Source organism: Nocardia terpenica, assembly GCF_013186535.1.
Classification (GTDB): Bacteria; Actinomycetota; Actinomycetes; order Mycobacteriales; family Mycobacteriaceae; genus Nocardia; species Nocardia terpenica.
This window is the reverse complement of record NZ_JABMCZ010000003.1, coordinates 1,233,188-1,248,850: the sequence shown is the minus strand read 5'-3', so window position 1 is coordinate 1,248,850 and position 15,663 is coordinate 1,233,188. Positions and strand designations below refer to the sequence as shown.

Annotated in this window: 16 protein-coding genes; 9 read left to right on the top strand and 7 right to left on the bottom strand. The window is 69.7% G+C overall.

Going from position 1 to position 15,663, the window contains the following annotated elements; translation table 11 throughout:
* Positions 1-96: 96 nt before the first annotated feature.
* Complete coding sequence (locus HPY32_RS27370) at positions 97-540, top strand: nuclear transport factor 2 family protein (RefSeq protein WP_067577052.1); 444 nt, start codon at positions 97-99, stop codon at positions 538-540.
* Between the two features lie 13 nt (positions 541-553).
* Here the strand turns inward: HPY32_RS27370 and HPY32_RS27365 are convergent, their stop codons facing one another.
* The gene (locus HPY32_RS27365) at positions 554-1,420 is read right to left on the bottom strand and encodes a hypothetical protein (protein WP_067577050.1); all 867 of its coding nucleotides are present in this window, start codon (positions 1,418-1,420) and stop codon (positions 554-556) included.
* Positions 1,421-1,624: 204 nt separating this feature from the next.
* Here HPY32_RS27365 and HPY32_RS27360 point away from each other — a divergent pair, with 204 nt between their 5' ends.
* On the top strand, positions 1,625-2,797 hold the full coding sequence (locus tag HPY32_RS27360) for an acyl-CoA dehydrogenase family protein (RefSeq protein WP_067577048.1): 1,173 nt from the start codon (positions 1,625-1,627) through the stop codon (positions 2,795-2,797).
* Between the two features lie 9 nt (positions 2,798-2,806).
* Positions 2,807-3,940 (top strand): acyl-CoA dehydrogenase family protein, encoded by a 1,134-nt coding sequence (locus HPY32_RS27355; protein WP_067577046.1) that lies wholly within the window; start codon positions 2,807-2,809, stop codon positions 3,938-3,940.
* Here the strand turns inward: HPY32_RS27355 and HPY32_RS27350 are convergent, their stop codons facing one another.
* Complete coding sequence (locus HPY32_RS27350; RefSeq protein WP_067577044.1) at positions 3,941-4,471, bottom strand: hypothetical protein; 531 nt, start codon at positions 4,469-4,471, stop codon at positions 3,941-3,943.
* Between the two features lie 279 nt (positions 4,472-4,750).
* Here HPY32_RS27350 and HPY32_RS27345 point away from each other — a divergent pair, with 279 nt between their 5' ends.
* The 4 genes from HPY32_RS27345 to HPY32_RS27330 all read left to right on the top strand — a co-directional run bounded on the left by HPY32_RS27345 (position 4,751) and on the right by HPY32_RS27330 (position 7,264).
* A complete protein-coding gene (locus tag HPY32_RS27345; protein ID WP_067577042.1) occupies positions 4,751-5,002 on the top strand; it encodes a hypothetical protein in 252 nt (83 codons plus the stop codon).
* Positions 5,003-5,059: 57 nt separating this feature from the next.
* Positions 5,060-5,887, top strand: a complete 828-nt coding sequence (locus HPY32_RS27340; RefSeq protein WP_067577040.1) for a GNAT family N-acetyltransferase — start codon at positions 5,060-5,062, stop codon at positions 5,885-5,887.
* Between the two features lie 13 nt (positions 5,888-5,900).
* Positions 5,901-6,338, top strand: a complete 438-nt coding sequence (locus tag HPY32_RS27335; protein WP_067577038.1) for a protein-tyrosine phosphatase family protein — start codon at positions 5,901-5,903, stop codon at positions 6,336-6,338.
* Positions 6,339-6,523: 185 nt separating this feature from the next.
* Positions 6,524-7,264: a class I SAM-dependent methyltransferase gene (locus HPY32_RS27330; protein WP_197696308.1), complete on the top strand. Its 741-nt coding sequence runs from the start codon at positions 6,524-6,526 to the stop codon at positions 7,262-7,264.
* 5 nt (positions 7,265-7,269) lie between these two features.
* Here HPY32_RS27330 and HPY32_RS27325 read toward each other — a convergent pair whose 3' ends face one another.
* Together HPY32_RS27325 and helR are read right to left on the bottom strand one after the other, a co-directional pair.
* Positions 7,270-8,490, bottom strand: a complete 1,221-nt coding sequence (locus HPY32_RS27325; protein WP_197696307.1) for an FAD-dependent oxidoreductase — start codon at positions 8,488-8,490, stop codon at positions 7,270-7,272.
* Positions 8,491-8,665: 175 nt separating this feature from the next.
* Positions 8,666-10,891, bottom strand: coding sequence for an RNA polymerase recycling motor ATPase HelR (helR, locus tag HPY32_RS27320; RefSeq protein WP_171983072.1), 2,226 nt, complete (start codon positions 10,889-10,891; stop codon positions 8,666-8,668).
* A gap of 232 nt (positions 10,892-11,123) precedes the next feature.
* On the opposite strand from helR, the gene HPY32_RS27315 reads away from it, so the two are divergent.
* Together HPY32_RS27315 and HPY32_RS27310 are read left to right on the top strand one after the other, a co-directional pair.
* Positions 11,124-11,807, top strand: a complete 684-nt coding sequence (locus HPY32_RS27315) for a hypothetical protein (protein ID WP_067584063.1) — start codon at positions 11,124-11,126, stop codon at positions 11,805-11,807.
* 89 nt (positions 11,808-11,896) lie between these two features.
* The gene (locus HPY32_RS27310; protein WP_067577034.1) at positions 11,897-12,175 is read left to right on the top strand and encodes a hypothetical protein; all 279 of its coding nucleotides are present in this window, start codon (positions 11,897-11,899) and stop codon (positions 12,173-12,175) included.
* Here HPY32_RS27310 and HPY32_RS27305 read toward each other — a convergent pair.
* From HPY32_RS27305 to HPY32_RS27295, 3 genes are all read right to left on the bottom strand, one after another.
* The gene (locus tag HPY32_RS27305) at positions 12,172-12,687 is read right to left on the bottom strand and encodes an SMI1/KNR4 family protein (protein ID WP_067577032.1); all 516 of its coding nucleotides are present in this window, start codon (positions 12,685-12,687) and stop codon (positions 12,172-12,174) included. The genes HPY32_RS27310 and HPY32_RS27305 overlap by 4 nt on opposite strands.
* A gap of 106 nt (positions 12,688-12,793) precedes the next feature.
* Positions 12,794-13,759 (bottom strand): aldo/keto reductase, encoded by a 966-nt coding sequence (locus tag HPY32_RS27300; RefSeq protein WP_197696428.1) that lies wholly within the window; start codon positions 13,757-13,759, stop codon positions 12,794-12,796.
* 122 nt (positions 13,760-13,881) lie between these two features.
* On the bottom strand, positions 13,882-15,657 hold the full coding sequence (locus tag HPY32_RS27295) for a DEAD/DEAH box helicase (RefSeq protein ID WP_067584060.1): 1,776 nt from the start codon (positions 15,655-15,657) through the stop codon (positions 13,882-13,884).
* Positions 15,658-15,663: the final 6 nt, after the last annotated feature.

The following is a 15,663-nucleotide window of genomic DNA, read 5'->3' as shown; positions in this document are numbered from 1 at the left end:
CCATTCCGCTCGGCGGCCGGTTCGCTCACGGCGAACTTGACCTGAAGTAATGTTCAGCTTCTAGGTTGGGGTCATCACCGAGAAGCGGAGGATGACATGACCACTCGCCCGATACTGAGCGACATCTCGGCAACCGCCAGCGCGGAGGAGGTGGCCGGTCGGCTGGCCGCCGAACTCCAACGGTCCGTGGCGGCGTCCGACGCCGACGGCTACGACAACTCCTTCGCCGCGGATGTGCTGTGGGGCTCGCCCTTCGGCGCGACGGTCGTCGGCTACGACGAGCTCAACGCCATCCACCACCGGCTGATGGACGAGGGCGTGGCACCGGCCTCCGAGTTCGAGGTCCTGGTGGCCGCCTCGCCCGCGCCGGGCGTCGTAGTCACCCAGATCCGCAGGCGCGCACTGGAACCCGGCGCGTTCTCGGAGGTGGCCCTGTACGTGCTCGTGGAGCGCGACGGCGGGTGGTGGCTGGCCGCCGCCCAGAACACGCCTATCGATCCGGCGCGGTCGATGGCGGCATCGGGCACCACTTCGAACTGAAACCGTCGGGGCGTCAGCCCGCGGGCTGGGTGTCCCCACCCGGACCGACCAGGGCGGGCGCCGGGACCGGCGCATCGCTCCCGGCGGCCGGAACGGCCCCCGGCCCGCTGGGCGGACCGCCCGGAACCACGGCCGGACCGCTCGGCGCATCACCCGGGGCGACGCCCGATCCATCCGGCGCGCTGCCCGGCGTATCGGTCGGCGACGGAACCACGCCGAGCGTGGCCGTGGGCGCGTTCGGATCCCGGGTCGGGCTGGGGTACACGGTGATCACGCCGACATTGGGCGTCATCGTGCACGAGCCCGTCGGGTAGTCGATGGAGCCCCAGACGGCCGCGACAACGGTGCCCGGACCGGAATCGACGGTCTTGGACAGGCTCGGCAGGTGATAGTCGGTCTGATCGTCCATCGGCTCGACGCCGCTGCGGCCGTTGGCGGTATTGAGCCAGGCGACGGTCAGGCCCGAACCGGTCGGATAGCCGCTGGCGGCCGGGGTGGCCTGGAACCGCACGGTCCCCAGGCTGCCCTGGAAGCCGCGGTCGGGCCCCTGCGCACCGGCGGTGCCGGTGACCGAGGTCATCGTGACGCCGTTGTCGCCGCAGCCGAACGTCGGCGAGGTGAACCAGAACGGCTGGAACCCGCCCGCGATGAAATCCAGCTTGACCGCGGTGATCAGGTGCGCGGTCTTGGCCACCGTACTCACTCCGGCCTGGGCGGCGGGATCGTGTCCGGCTGCGGCCGTGAGCTTCTCGATCGCGAGGTCGAGCGGAGACCTGGGGGGACTCGGTGGTTGCGCCGCCGTCGATCCGAGGGTGGCCGCCGCGCCGACGCCGAGGGCTGCCGCGGTCGCGGCCAGGCGCGCGAGGGTCCTGCCGTTCACTCGTCGTGCTCCTTGTCGTGAACTTCGCGGCCGGCGCGGAACATCGAGCGCGGGCCTATTCGCAGCAAGGTACCAGTTCGACACGCCGGGTGTGGGCCCGACCACGGTGCGATCCGCATTCCCCCTGCTGTGATCCGGTCGACGGCCCCCGCGTTACCGGGAGGTAAGTTTGATGCGGACATCCAACACGGTGGGAGACGCCCGATGAAACTTGCCCTGTCACCCGACGAGGTGGCCTTCCGGGACGAGCTGCGCGAGCTCTATCGGACCACGATTCCGGCGGAGATCCGCGACAAGGTGAAGTTCGGCCGCGAACTCTCCCGCGACGACATCGTCACCTCGCACAAGATCCTCAACGAGCACGGCCTGGCGGTCCCGAACTGGCCGACCGAGTGGGGCGGCAAGGACTGGACCCCCATCCAGCGCCACATCTGGGAGGACGAACTCCAGCTGGCGTGCGTGCCCGAGCCGCTGACGTTCAACGCCAACATGATCGGCCCGGTCATCGCGCAGTTCGGCTCCCAGGAGCTCAAGGAGCGCTTCCTGCCGCCGACCGCGGCGCTGGACATCTGGTGGTGTCAGGGCTTCTCCGAGCCGGACGCCGGATCGGATCTGGCCTCGCTGCGCACCACCGCGGTCCGCGACGGCGACTCCTACATCGTCAACGGCCAGAAGATCTGGACCACGCTGGCGCAGTACGCGGACTGGATCTTCTGCCTGGTGCGCACCGACCCGAACGCGCCCAAGAAGCAGGCGGGCATCTCGCTGCTGCTGTTCGACGTCCACTCGCCCGGGGTGACCATCCGGCCGATCAAGCTGATCGACGGGCACCACGAGGTGAACGAGGTCTTCTTCGAAAACGTCCGGGTGCCCGCCGATCAGCTGGTCGGCGAGGAGAACATGGGCTGGACCTACGCGAAGTTCCTGCTCGGCAACGAGCGCACCGGCATCACCGGCGTGGGCCGCACCAAGGTCCGGCTGGCGGTCGCGAAGGAGTATGCGGCGCAGACGCAGTCGGTCACCGGCACGCTGCTCGAGGACCCGGTGTTCGCCGCGCGGGTGGCCGAGCTGGAGAACGAGCTGCTGGCGCTGGAACTGACCCTGCTCCGGGTGGTCGCCAATTCCAGTGAGGGTAAACCGAATCCGGCCTCCTCGGTGCTGAAGCTGCGCGGCTCGGAGCTGCAGCAGGCCGTCACCGAGCTGCTGCTGGACATCGCCGGTCCGGACGCGCTGCCGGTGGACGCCGCGGGCATCGCCTCGCCGGACTGGGCGCAGGGCAGCGGCCCGGGCTACCTGAACTACCGCAAGACCACCATCTACGGAGGATCGAGCGAGGTGCAGCGCACCATCATCGCCTCCACCATCCTCGGATTGTGAGGCGCCGCCATGGATTTCGAACTCACCGATGAACAGGTCCTGCTCCGCGACACCGTGCGCGACCTGCTGGCCCGCGCCTACGACCCGGAGTCCCGGCTGAAGGTGCTCGACACCGAGCTCGGCTGGAGCCGCGAGGTGTGGGCGCAGCTGGCCGAAATGGGCGTGCTGGGACTGGGTTTCAGCGAGGCGGACGGCGGGGCCGGCGCGGGTCCGGTGGAGACCATGGTCGTCATGGAGGAGATCGGCCGCCGCCTGGCGCCGGAACCGCTGCTGGACGCGGTGCTGCTGCCCGGCGGGCTGATCGCCCAGCTGGGCACCGAGGCGCAGCGGCAGCGCGTGCTTCCCGAGGTGGTGGCCGGGACCCGGCTGCTGGCCTTCGCCCACGACGAGCCCGAGTCGCGCTGGCCCGCGACCGAGGTGTCGACCCGCGCCGTCCCCGATCCCGACGGCACCGGCTATCACCTGACCGGCGTGAAAAACCCGGTGGGGCACGGCGATTGCGCCGACGAGCTGGTGGTGAGCGCGGAGCTGCCCGGCGGCGCGATCGGGCTGTTCCTGATCGCCGCGGACGCCGAGGGCGTGGTGCGCCGCCCGTACCGGACCTTCGACGAGCGCCGCGGCGCCCAGCTCGAATTCGTCTCGGCCCCGGCCGAACTGCTCGGCGACACCCGCGAGGCCAGCGAGCCGATCGCCTCGGCCATCGGGGCCGCCCACGCCGCCCTGTGCGCGGAGGCGCTCGGCGCGATGACCGAGGCGCTGCGGCTGACCACCGAATATCTGAAGACGCGCAAGCAGTTCGGGGTCACGCTGTCGAAGTTCCAGGCGCTCACCCACCGCGCGGCCGACATGTACGTGTCGCTGGAACTGGCGCGCAGCATGAGCTACTACGCCACCGCCTCGCTGGCCGACGGCCTCGCCGATCCAGAGGTGGCCTCGCGCGCCCGGCTGCAGGTGGGCCGCTCCGCCCGCCACATCGGCCGGGAGGCGATCCAGATGCACGGCGGCATCGGCATCACCACCGAATATCCGGTGAGCCACTACGTCGCCCGGACGACCGCGATCGACCGCACCTTCGGCGGGGATCTCGACCATCTGCGGGTGCTCAGCCGCCGGGTGGGCCGGTACGGGCTGGTCGAGCTGTAGTCAGCCCTGGTCCGCCGGGTAGTCGCCCGGCACGATCTGCGTTGTCTCCGAGGGTATTCGGGGCGGGGCGGGCAGCGACAGGGTGGTCGGCGGCGGGCTGAGGGCGTCCGGGCGGGAACGCCTGGTGGTCGTCGGCCCGCCGTCCAGATCGTCGAAGGGGTCGGCCTGGCTGGGCAGCGTGAACTCTCCGGTCGGGGTGCGGGTGGCCGAGGTGGTCGACCGCGTCGAGGACCCGGAGGCGCCGCTCGCCGAGGGCGTCGCGGTGGCGCTCGCCGAGGTGGCGCGGGGCGTGGTCTTGGCCGCGATGCGCCAGGTGGGCGACGGCGGAATCCGCACGGCCGCAGTCGTGGTGGACCCGCGACCGACGCTGGGCGCCACCTGAAGATCCGCGTTGATCGGGGGCGGGGCGACGTAGACGTCTCGATGCCCGAGGCCGCAGGCCCCGATGACCACCAGACCCAGCGAAACCGCGCCCGCGGCGGCGGCCGGTCCGGCCACCCGGGCGGTCAGGCCCGCCCTTCTGCCATCCATCGGTGTCGTGCTCCTCAATGTGTCGAACGGCCTCACCATAATCCAGTCCGGGCGAATCGAGCCAGCGCGACCGGCACCGCAAAATACCGACGCGGTATCCCAAACAGGTTCGATTCAGATATCGAAATGGTCACTTCGGCGTGTCGCGCCCACGTGTCGGATGAGGATTCGGCGACGACAACGTAACGTGTGAGCAAAGTTACACGTGAGACGCCCGAATAGTACTGAGGCACACTGCGTGATTCGCGGATCTCGGTGGGGCGTCATCGAGGAGTAGTGATGGGAGCATACTCGACGTCCCCGCTGCACGCGGTGTCGGAGAGCGATTCGGGCGCAACCGAATCCACTCGCACCGGTTGGGCGACCGTCTCCCGCGTCGCAGCCTGGTTCATCTTCCTGGTCGGGCTGGTCGCCACCGTGCTGGGCATCGCCGGTCTACGCGTCGAAATCACCGTCGCCGGGCTGATTCTCGCCTGCACGGCCGGTCTGATCCTGCTGAAGCTGCGCGCCGACAGCCACGGCTCGGCCTGATCGTCGCCGCCGAAAACCGGTGGGCCACGGCGCGATACCCGCCTATCGTGGTCGACCATGAGGATCGAGGTGACCGACGACGCGGCCGAGTTTCGCCGCCGCGCCGGAGGCTTCCTGGCGCGTGACCCGTTGCGCCACACGGTCATCGCCACCGCCGTCGACAATGTGCTCAGCGGTGTGGCGGACGAGTCGGCGCTGTGGGCATCGGTGCACAGCGACGGGCTGGTCCTCGGGGCCGCCATGCAGTCCGGCGCGCACAACGTCTTTCTCGGCGAGGTGCCCGATCCCGTAATCGCCGAGCTGGCCACCGAATTCGCCGAACGCAGGCCCGACGCCCGCGGCGTCGAGGGTGCGCCCGGGGTCGCCCTGGTGTTCGCCGAGCGCTGGCGTGCCCTGTCCGGCAGGGCGTTTCGCGTGGACTTCAGCACGCGCCTGTATCGGCTGGGGACGCTGCGGATTCCGGCGGTGCCCGGAATCCTGCGCGCCGCCACCGAATCCGATCTCGACCTGTGCGTGCGCTGGCAACGGGACATGCAGCGGGAGGTCGGAGTCGGCATGTCCGCGACCGGGATTCGCGCCCGCATCGAGGCGGGACGCTGGTGGCTGTGGGAGGACGGCGGCCGACCGGTCGCCATGGCCGTCCACTCCGGCCCCAGCTACGGGTGGGCACGCATCGGCTCGGTGTTCACCCCGCCCGAATCGCGGGGCCACGGCTACGCGAGCGCCCTCACCGCCGCGGTATCGAAGCGGCTGCGCGCCAAGGGCTCCGATGTTTGCCTGTTCGCGGATGTGGAGAATCCGACGTCCAACAAGATCTATCGGGCGATCGGATTCGAACCGGTCCGCACGCTCGTGGACTACGAGTTCGAACCGACCATCGCGTAGAAGGGCAGGCACCGTGACCGCCGACGAGCAACTCTGGCCGGAGGACACTCCCGGCATCCTGCGGCTGCCCTCCGGCCGCCGCGTCCGCGGCCGCGGCCTGCGCCACCCGCTGCCCGACGGCCCCCGTCCCGCCCTCGGCGTCTATCTGCTCGGCAAGACGCCGCCGCCGGTCGACTGGGAGTCGCAGTGGCTGCGCTGGCCCGATTTCCGCCTGCCCAGCAGCGATATTCGGCTGCGGGTCACCCTGGCCGAGGCGCTGCACCGCAGCGCCTTCGAACGCGTCGAGTTCGCGTGCGGCGGCGGCCGCGGACGGACCGGGACCGCCCTGGCCTGCCTGGCGGTCCTGGACGGCGTCCCGGCCGCCGAGGCGGTGTCCTACGTCCGCGCCCACTACCACCCGCACGCCGTCGAAACCCCTTGGCAGCGGCGCTATGTCCGCCGCTTCCGGTGAGCGGAGCCGACGATCCGGGTCATCGCGTGTATGGTTACCCCCACTTGATCCCGTTCCGCCGCTGACGTGCCCGAATTCGGCCGGGATCACCGTATTCCTCTGATGAAGTCGGCGACCGGCAGGTTGGCTTTCGCTCCGCGCCCGGCCGCCCGACCGCGCGCTCGATCATCGAACAAGGAGGTTTCGTGGACTGGGAGTCGTGGCAGCGGAGTTGGGATCGGCAGCAGGAGCTGTACATGCCCGATCGCGAGGAACGGTTCCGGGTAATGCTCGAGGTCGTCCAGGCGGTGGCCGGGAAGGCCCCCCGGGTGCTGGATCTGGCCTGCGGCACCGGCACCATCAGCCAGCGCCTGTTCGCGCGCCTGCCCGAGGCGAATTCCGTTGCGGTGGACATGGATCCGACGCTGCTGCGGATGGCGAAGGGCACCTTCGAGGGCGACTCCCGGATCGTATTCGTCACCGCCGACCTGTCCGAACCGCGCTGGATGGACCAGCTCTCCGCCGAGCCCTTCGACGCGGTGCTGACCGCCACCGCCCTGCACTGGATGCAGCCCGAACCCCTGTCCCGCCTGTACGCGGACCTGGCCGGACTGGTGCGTCCCGGCGGGGTGTTCATCAACGCCGACCACATGCCCGACCCCGAAACCCCCATGCTCAATGCCGTCGACGAGATCATCCAGAACGCCAATCAGGAACGCGCCCGTGCCCTCGGCGCCCTCGACTGGGACGAATGGTGGGCCCTGGTCGCCGCCGACCCCGCCCTGACCGACGAATTCGCCGCCAGCCGCACCATTTTCGACGCCCACATCAAGGGCATCCAACATCCCCCCACCTGGCACGTCACCCACCTCCGCCGCGCCGGATTCCTGGAAGCAGGCGTAGTCTGGCGCTCGATCACCGACGCCATGGTGGTCGCAATCCGCTGACCCGGCTATTCGGGCAGCGGATCCGCCGCGAGAGTTCGTGTGCCATTGGCTGCCGAGAGACGAACCATGCGGAAGCCTGCTTCGGTCATGGACCGCTCGTAGGCACCGAGCGCGTCCGGGAGCGGGCGGCCGTCGGCGGCGTCGGTCAGTGCGGCGGCGAGGGCGGCGGCATCGTGCAGGGCGGTGTTCGCGCCCGCCCCGGCGGCCGGGCTCATGGCATGAATCGCGTCGCCGAGCAATGTCACGTTCGAGGTCGGCCAGGGTGGGATCGGCACGCTGCTGCGGACGGTGATCGGATGGACGGTCGACGGCGTCCAATCCCGAACGACGCGGGTCACCAAGGGATTCCACCCGTGGAGTTGGTCGAGCACCAGGTCGCGCAGCTGCCGACCGGAGGCGGCGCGGAGCTCTCGATCGGAGAGCCCGAGGCGATCGAGGCGGCGGCCGAACATCACGGCGAGCCCGTCCTCGGCCGGTTCGAGCGCGACCTCGGGCGCCAGCCGAGACGCGGCGACATGCGGTGGTTCGAGGTACTGCACCGGCGCGATGCCGACGAACCGATGCCCCGGTCCGACAATGGAATTGAAGACACTGAACATGACTTCCGGTAGCGCCCCACGCAATTCGGAGGTCAACGGCACCCGCCCGTAGATCAGGCGTATCCCGGAATCCACGACTCGCGCGTGCGGCAGCCGCCGAGCCCGAATCACCGATCCGACACCATCCGCGGCCACCAACACCGAACCCGTGGCGGTACCGCCGTCGGCGAATCGCGCCATCACCGTGTCTCCCCGACACTCGTACCCGATGCATCTGTGACCGAAATGGACCACCTCATCGAGTCCGGTCAGCAGAATCCGCCGCAACACCCGACGATCGACCACCGTGTGCGCTGGCATGTCATGGTCCGACACCGGGTCGTCGACGGCGAACACGCCCGTGGGCCGCAGCGTCTGGTCGAAACCGTTCACGGTCGGCGTCGGCCGCCCCACGATCGACGAGAGCAGCGAAAACAGCCGCGGTGGAAGAGTTTCGGCCAGTGCCCACCGACCACGCCCATCGATGTGCAGCCGATGCCCTTGCGAGCGCACGGCCGCACTGACATCTCGCTCATAGACGGCCACATCGATCCCGGATCGCCGCAAACCCTGTGCCAGGCACAGCCCGCCGAGCCCGGCACCGATCACGATGACGCGCGGATACCGACGCAGATCCGAACAGATCAAGACACACCTCACCGAAGTCGGGAACCGACTCCCACCTCCTCGATGCCACTCGGCACCGAGAAACCGTCCGGTGAGGCCGAAGCCCTCGAAAGCCCTGGGGGCTCTCCGGTGAGAAGACGCTCTCGCCATTCTTGCGGTGAGGGGCGCGGATGTCTATGGGACTCGTCGATCCGGCCTACAGCGGCGTCGCCGCGCGTCCCGGGATGTGTGGTGCGGCCGAGTCGGGTTCGGGGGCGAGGGTGGACAGGGGTTGGGGGAGCGGGTTCAGGTGTAGGACGCCGAGGCGTTGGGTGGCGCGGGTGAGGGCTACGTAGAGTTCGGCGGCGCCGCGGGGGCCGTCGGCGAGGATGCGGTCGGGGTGGACGACGAGGACGGCGTCGAATTCCAGGCCCTTCGTGTCCGAGGGCGGGACCGTGCCCGGCACGCCCGGGGGGCCGATCACGATGCTGGTGCCCTCGCGGCCCGCCTCGTCCCGGACGAATTCCTCGATGGCGGCGGGTATTTCGGCCTCGGTGACCCGTCGGGACCAGGGGCGGACCCCGCAGGCGCGGACCGATTCCGGGGGCTGGACGGCGGGGGCGAAGTCGGCGAGGAGGGCGGCGGCGACGGCCATGATCTCGGCCGGGGTGCGGTAATTCACCGACAGCGACCGGTAGACCCAGCGGCCGCGCACATACGGATCCAGCATCGCGCCCCACGAGGTCGCCCCGGCCACCGACCGGCGCTGGGCGAGATCGCCCACCACCGTGAAGGATCGGCTCGGGCAGCGCCGCATCAGCACCCGCCAGTCCATCGCGGACAGCTCCTGGGCCTCGTCGACCACGACGTGCCGGTAGGTCCAATCCCGGTCCGCGGCAGCGCGTTCGACGAGTTCGCGGGTGTCGCGCTCGACGAAGCGATCGGCCAGGTCCTCGGCGTAGAGCAGGTCCTGGGCCAGCAGGTGGTCCTCGTCGTCCATCAGATCCTCGCGGCTGATGAGGATGTCCAGCACCCCGGCGGCGTACTCGGCCTCGGCCCGGCGTTCCTGTTCGGCCGACCGGACCGCCGACTTCTCGCTGCCCAGCAGGTCGACCAGTTCGTCGAGCAGCGGCACGTCCGGCACGGTCCAGGCGTCGCCGTTCGCGCGCAGCAGGGCCGGGTCGCCGCCCGCGGCGCGCAACCGCTCGGGCGACGTGTACAGCGACGCCAGCAGCGCCTCCGGCGTCAGTACCGGCCAGAGCTCGTCGAGCGCGGCGGTGAACGCGTCGTCGGTCGCGAGCTCCTCGAGCAGGTCCTCGCGCAGCTGTTCCCACGATTCGCGGTCGTCGCGGGTCAGCCAGCCGTGGCCGATCCGGGCTATCGCGCGTTCGGTGAGCACATAGGTGACGATCTCGGTGAACACCGCGCGGGCGGCGTTGTGCGGCAACCCGCTCGCGCGGGCCTCCTCCCTGGCCCACTCGGCGGTCTCGGCGTCGATCCGCAGCGTGACATCCGCCAGCCGGATCGGCACCGGATGTTCCGGCAGCCGCTGCCGATCGGCGATCGCCGCCGCGAGCACATCCAGGATCCGCAGCGAACCCTTGATCCGGGTGGCCTCCGGGGTGTCCTCGGCGGTGACGCGCAGGCCGGGCGCCAAATCGCCGGTGGTCATGAACACCACATCGGACTCCCCCAGCGACGACAGCACGCGGCCGATGTGGTTCAGGAAGGCCGGATTGGGCCCGACCACGAGCACCCCGTGGCGTTCGATCCGTTCCCGCTCGGTGTAGAGCAGATACGCGACGCGGTGCAGCGCCACCACGGTCTTCCCGGTGCCCGGACCGCCCTCGATCACCAGCACGCCCGGATGGTCGAGCCGGATGATCCGGTCCTGCTCGGCCTGAATCGTCGCCACGATGTCGCGCATCCCGGCGCCGCGCGGCGCGTTCACCGCCGCGAGCAGGGCCGCGTCCCCGCGCTCACCGGCACCCGGGCGGCCGAAGATCTCGTCGGTGAAATCGATCACCTGCCGTCCGCGAGTGTGGAATTGCCGCCTCCGGCGCATGTTCTCCGGGCTGGCGGCGGTGCCGACATAGAACGCGCGCGCCGCGGGCGCCCGCCAATCGAGCAGCAGCGGTTCGTACTCGTTCTGTTCGTCGAAAATACCTATCCGCCCGATATAGGAATGCTCGCCCGACACCGCGTCCAGCCGACCGAAACACAGCCCGTTGTCCGCCACATCCAGCCGCTTCACCTGCTTGGCCAGCGCACGCACCTCAACGTCGCGTTCCATGGGCGATTCGCCGTTCCCCCGCAGCGCGGCGCGATACCGGCCCCGCACCCGCGCGCGCTCGGCATCGAGCCGCGCATAGAGCCCGGCCACCCGGCTCCGCTCGAACCGCAATTCGTCGTCGTACTCCCGGATCAATTCACAACCCCCCATTTCCGCAGGTTTCCAGCTTCGGCCAGCGATTGTGCAGCACGACCCGGGCCTTGCCGCAAGCCCCCCGGTGCCTTATATAGTGAAAGTGGAGGGAAGCACATAATCGTCCGACCGGACCATCCCCGAATTCCGGGTCCTCCGGCCACATTTCGGCCCCGACCATCCAGGCGGCCAAGGCCGCGCACGCTCCGGCATTGCGCCGGTGGCGATCACACCACCTATGGTGTTCGGCATGCGAATCGCGGTGTTGACGGTGCTCGTTCTGTTGGTCGCCGGGTGTTCGCTCACCAAGAGCGGTGAGCCGCATCCGGTGCCCGGGGCCGCCCTTCCGACCACCTCCGGTTCGGCGGCGCCGACCAGTTCGGTTGCGGCCGTGCCGCCTTCGCCGGGCGCGCCCGTGGCGGAGGTCGCCGCGTGGGTGCGGGCCGGTTCTCCGGCCGATTCCGCGCGGTACGGCACCGTCACCGCCGAGGACGGCACGGCCACGCCGCTCAACGGCGACATCGCCTTCGCCAGTCCCACCGGAAAGATCAAGTGCACCACCGACTTCCAGGACGGCGATCGGAGTCTGAGCTGCCTGGTCGATCTGAAGAACCCGCCGGGGCGTCCATCCGGCGGCGAGAACGGCAACTGGGTGGGCAACTGGATCGACTACTCGGGCGCCGCCCTGTCCGTCGGCTCGCTGCACGGCGACCCGGGCCCGTTCATCCGCGGCACGGGCGCGGTCCTCCCCTACGGAAACCGCATCACCGTCAGGGACTACACCTGCCGCATCGACCCCACCGGCCTCGTCTGCATCCACGCCGCGGCGAAATCCGGCGTCCGAATGAACGACGCGGGCATAGTCCCGTTCGGCTGCCTGCAGGACCAGGGTGCCGACCCGAAACAAACCCTGGGACAAGTCTTCCAGTGCTGACCGCGTCCCGTTGCCCCGCGCCCATCGGGTCGGTAGGCTACCGGGAACGGTGAACACTTGTACACTGGCCGGGCGATAGGTGGGACACAATGGGTTCGTCGACCGTTGGAATATCGAGGTCCGCCCTGGCGCGGACGTGCTCGCGGCTGCTGACCGAGGAGGTGGCCGGGCTCTCCGAACTGGCGCGGGAGGTGCGGGAGGTCGCGGCTCGGCGGCTCGGCCGGACCAATCGCTCGGTGCGCGGGGCGCTGCTGGATGCGGACTGGGAGATGCGCGCCCTGGCGCACGAGACCACCGAACTGCTCGACGCCGCCCTGCGCGCCCGGGCCGACCGGCTCCGCCAGCGCCGCGGCACCGGGCCGCGCTAGTCGTCCTCGGGCTCGTTGCAGAACTTCCAGAAGGTCAGTTCCTTCTCCAGGTAGGCGTGGAAGTCGGCGTGGATCTGCGGCTCGTCGGTGAGCTCGACGACGCGTCCGGCCGCGCTGCTCGCGGCGGGCGGGACCAGCAGCATGTAGAAGCCGATCTGGGCGCTGCCGCCGACCAGGAGCATGTCCGAGAGGTCGGGCATGCCGAGGGGAACGACGACCTCGCGATACTCCCGAGACCATTCCGCGAGAATCGACTGCTCCCCGGCCCAGGCCGGGGCGCCGAGTTCGTCGAGGCCGTACAGGCTCGCCTCCACCGCATTGAATTGCACCCAGCCGTCGACGTGCGTCAGGTACTCGCGATAGACGGGGTCGAATCGAAAGTCGAGCCGCCGCTCCGCCGCACGGATCACCTGCTCGGTCGCGCCAGGGTTGCGTTTCCCGGTGCGGAACGGCGATTCTTCGCGGTGAATCTCGCGATCGATCGCATCGATCAACCCCTGCCAATCCCTCACAAGCACACCTCCCGACCTCGATTCGAAACTTCAGGTACCGGGAGATTCGTTGCGATGCCGGATGCGGATGGGCCGAATTACTCCGATGATTTTCGAGCCGATCGGATCAATCGTCGAGCAGTTCGTCCCGTTCGCCGAACACATAACCGCTACTGCGCTCGATGAATTCGGTGGGAAATCCCGGACGGAAACGAGTGGTGGCGTCCAGGAGCCGGACGGTTTCGGCGGGCAGCGCCAGACCGGCCGCGCCCAGATTGTCCTCCAATTGGTCGACCGTGCGGGCACCGAGGATCGGATGCACGGCCGGGGTGCGCGCCCGGGTCCAGGCCAGCGCGATTTGCGCTGGTGTGCAGCCGAATTCGTCGGCCACCTGCTGCACCACACGGGCGACGGCCAGCTCGTGCGGGCCGACGGCCGACGGGGACAGCCGGGTCGGCACGCCGGGTTCCGGGCGGGTGTACTTGCCGGTCAGCACGCCGCCGCCGAGCGGGCTCCAGGCCGCCACGGTCAGCCCGAAAGCCGCTGCCATGGGCAGCAATTCGCGCTCGATATCGCGCTCGAGCAGACTGTAGGGCACCTGCAATCCGGCGAAGGCGGCCATTCCGCGCAGATCGGCGAAGGTATTGGCCTGCGCGACGATCCAGGCCGGTGCGTCCGAAATGCCTATGTGCAGAACTTTTCCCGAGCGCACCGCGTCGTCGAGGGCGCGCATGGTCTCCTCGATCGGCGTGTGCCGATCCCAGATGTGCACCCAGTACAGGTCGATGTAGTCGGTGCGCAACCGGCGCAGGCTGGTTTCCAGCGACAGCCGCAGATTCTTGCGGTGGTTACCGGCGGCGTTGATATCGGCGGGATCTCGCGTCACCGAGTATTTGGTGGCCAGCACGAAATGGTCGCGCCGACCGGCCAGCAACTCGCCGACGAATTCCTCGCTGCGACCGCCCCGGTAGTTGATCGCCGTATCGATGACGTTCCCACCGGCCTCCGCGTACACCTCCAGCATCTCCCGGCATTCCGCGAGCGGCGCACCCATGTCGCCCTCTTCACCGAAAGTCATTGCCCCGAGGAACATTTCGGAGACCCGCAACCCGGTTCCACCCAGCACCCGATACCGCACCGACCAACCTCCCCTCCGAGGAATCCCGTTCTATGGTCGGCCCTGCGCAGGCCCCGGGGCAACCGGCCGGACGGCGGCTACGCCCGAGGCTTGCGACGCTCGGTCCGCTTACCGCCGTCGCGGCGCGGGCCGCGGCTCAAGGGGCGGTGGGCGGGCGGGCCCTGGTCGAGCTGCAGCTGGATCAGCACGCCGCTGATTCGGGTGCGGCGCAACGCATCCAACGTTTCCTGGGGCAGATCCGCGGGGAGCTCGACCAGGCTGTGGTCGGGGCGGATGCTGATGTGCCCGAAGTCGCTGCGGCGCAGGCCACCCTCGTTGGCGATGGCGCCCACGATCGCGCCCGGCACCACGCGGTGCCGCTTGCCGACCGCGATGCGGTAGGTCGCCAGCTCCGCGCCGGTGCCGCGATGATGCGACGGCGCGCCCGGCTCGCGGCGGCGGTCCCGATCGCGGTCGCGGTCTCGATCACGCGGGCGGCGCTCGGGCTCCGGCTCGGGCTCCATGAAGAAGTTGTCGCCGTCGTACGCGCCGACCGCGAGCGCGGCCGCGATATCGGCCAGCGGGATGTTGTGCTCGGCCTCGTAGTCCTCGATCAGCTTGCGGAACAGGGCCAGATTGGGCGAGGCCAGGTTCTCGGTGATGGCGTCGTGGAACTTGATCACGCGCTGCGCGTTCACGTCCTCCACGCTGGGCAGCCGCATCTCGGTGAGCGGCTGGCGGGTGGCGCGCTCGATGGCGTCGAGCAGGCGGCGCTCGCGCGGCGCGACGAACAGCAGCGCCTCGCCGGTGCGGCCCGCGCGACCGGTGCGGCCGATGCGGTGCACGTAGGACTCGGTGTCGTGCGGGATGTCGTAGTTGACCACGTGCGAGATGCGGTCCACGTCCAGGCCGCGGGCGGCGACGTCGGTGGCGACCAGGATGTCGAGGGCGCCCGACTTGAGCTGGCCGATGGTCCGCTCGCGCTGGTTCTGCGCGATGTCACCGTTGATGGCGGCCGCGGAGAAGCCACGCGAGCGCAGCTTCTCGGCCAGTTCCTCGGTGGCCTGCTTGGTGCGCACGAAAATGATCATCGCCTCGAAGGATTCGACCTCGAGGATGCGCGTCAGGGCGTCCAGCTTGCGCTGATGCGACACCATCACCCAGCGCTGGGTGATGTTGGTGTTGGTGGCGGTCTTGGCCTTGACCGTGATCTCGATCGGATCCTTCAGATACTGCTTGGAGATCTTGCGGATCGCGGCGGGCATGGTCGCCGAGAACAGCGCCACCTGCTTGTCGGCCGGGGTGTCGGCCAGGATGCGCTCCACGTCCTCCTGGAAGCCCATCTTGAGCATCTCGTCGGCCTCGTCCAGCACCAGGTAGCGCAGCTGGGACAGGTCGAGCGTGCCGCGCTCGAGGTGGTCGATGACGCGGCCCGGGGTGCCGACCACGACCTGCGCGCCGCGGCGCAGCCCCGACAGCTGCACGGCGTAGTTCTGGCCGCCGTAGACCGGCAGCACGTGCACGCCCGGCAGGTGCGCGGAGTAACGCCCGAACGCCTCGGCCACCTGGATCGCGAGTTCGCGGGTGGGGGCGAGCACCAGCGCCTGCGGGGCCTTGCCCTTGCCCTCCAGGCCCATGAGGATCGGGATGGCGAACGCGGCGGTCTTGCCGGTACCGGTCTGCGCGAGCCCGACCACGTCGGCGCCGGACAGCAGCGGCGGAATGGTCGCTGCCTGGATGGGCGACGGTGATTCGTAGCCGACGTCGGCGATGGCCGCCAACAGGCGGTCATCGATGCCTAGATCGGCGAAGGACGGGCCGGCTACGTCCCTCTCATCGTCGGTGGAAACGTTGTCGACCGGTGAGTTACTCATATTGAC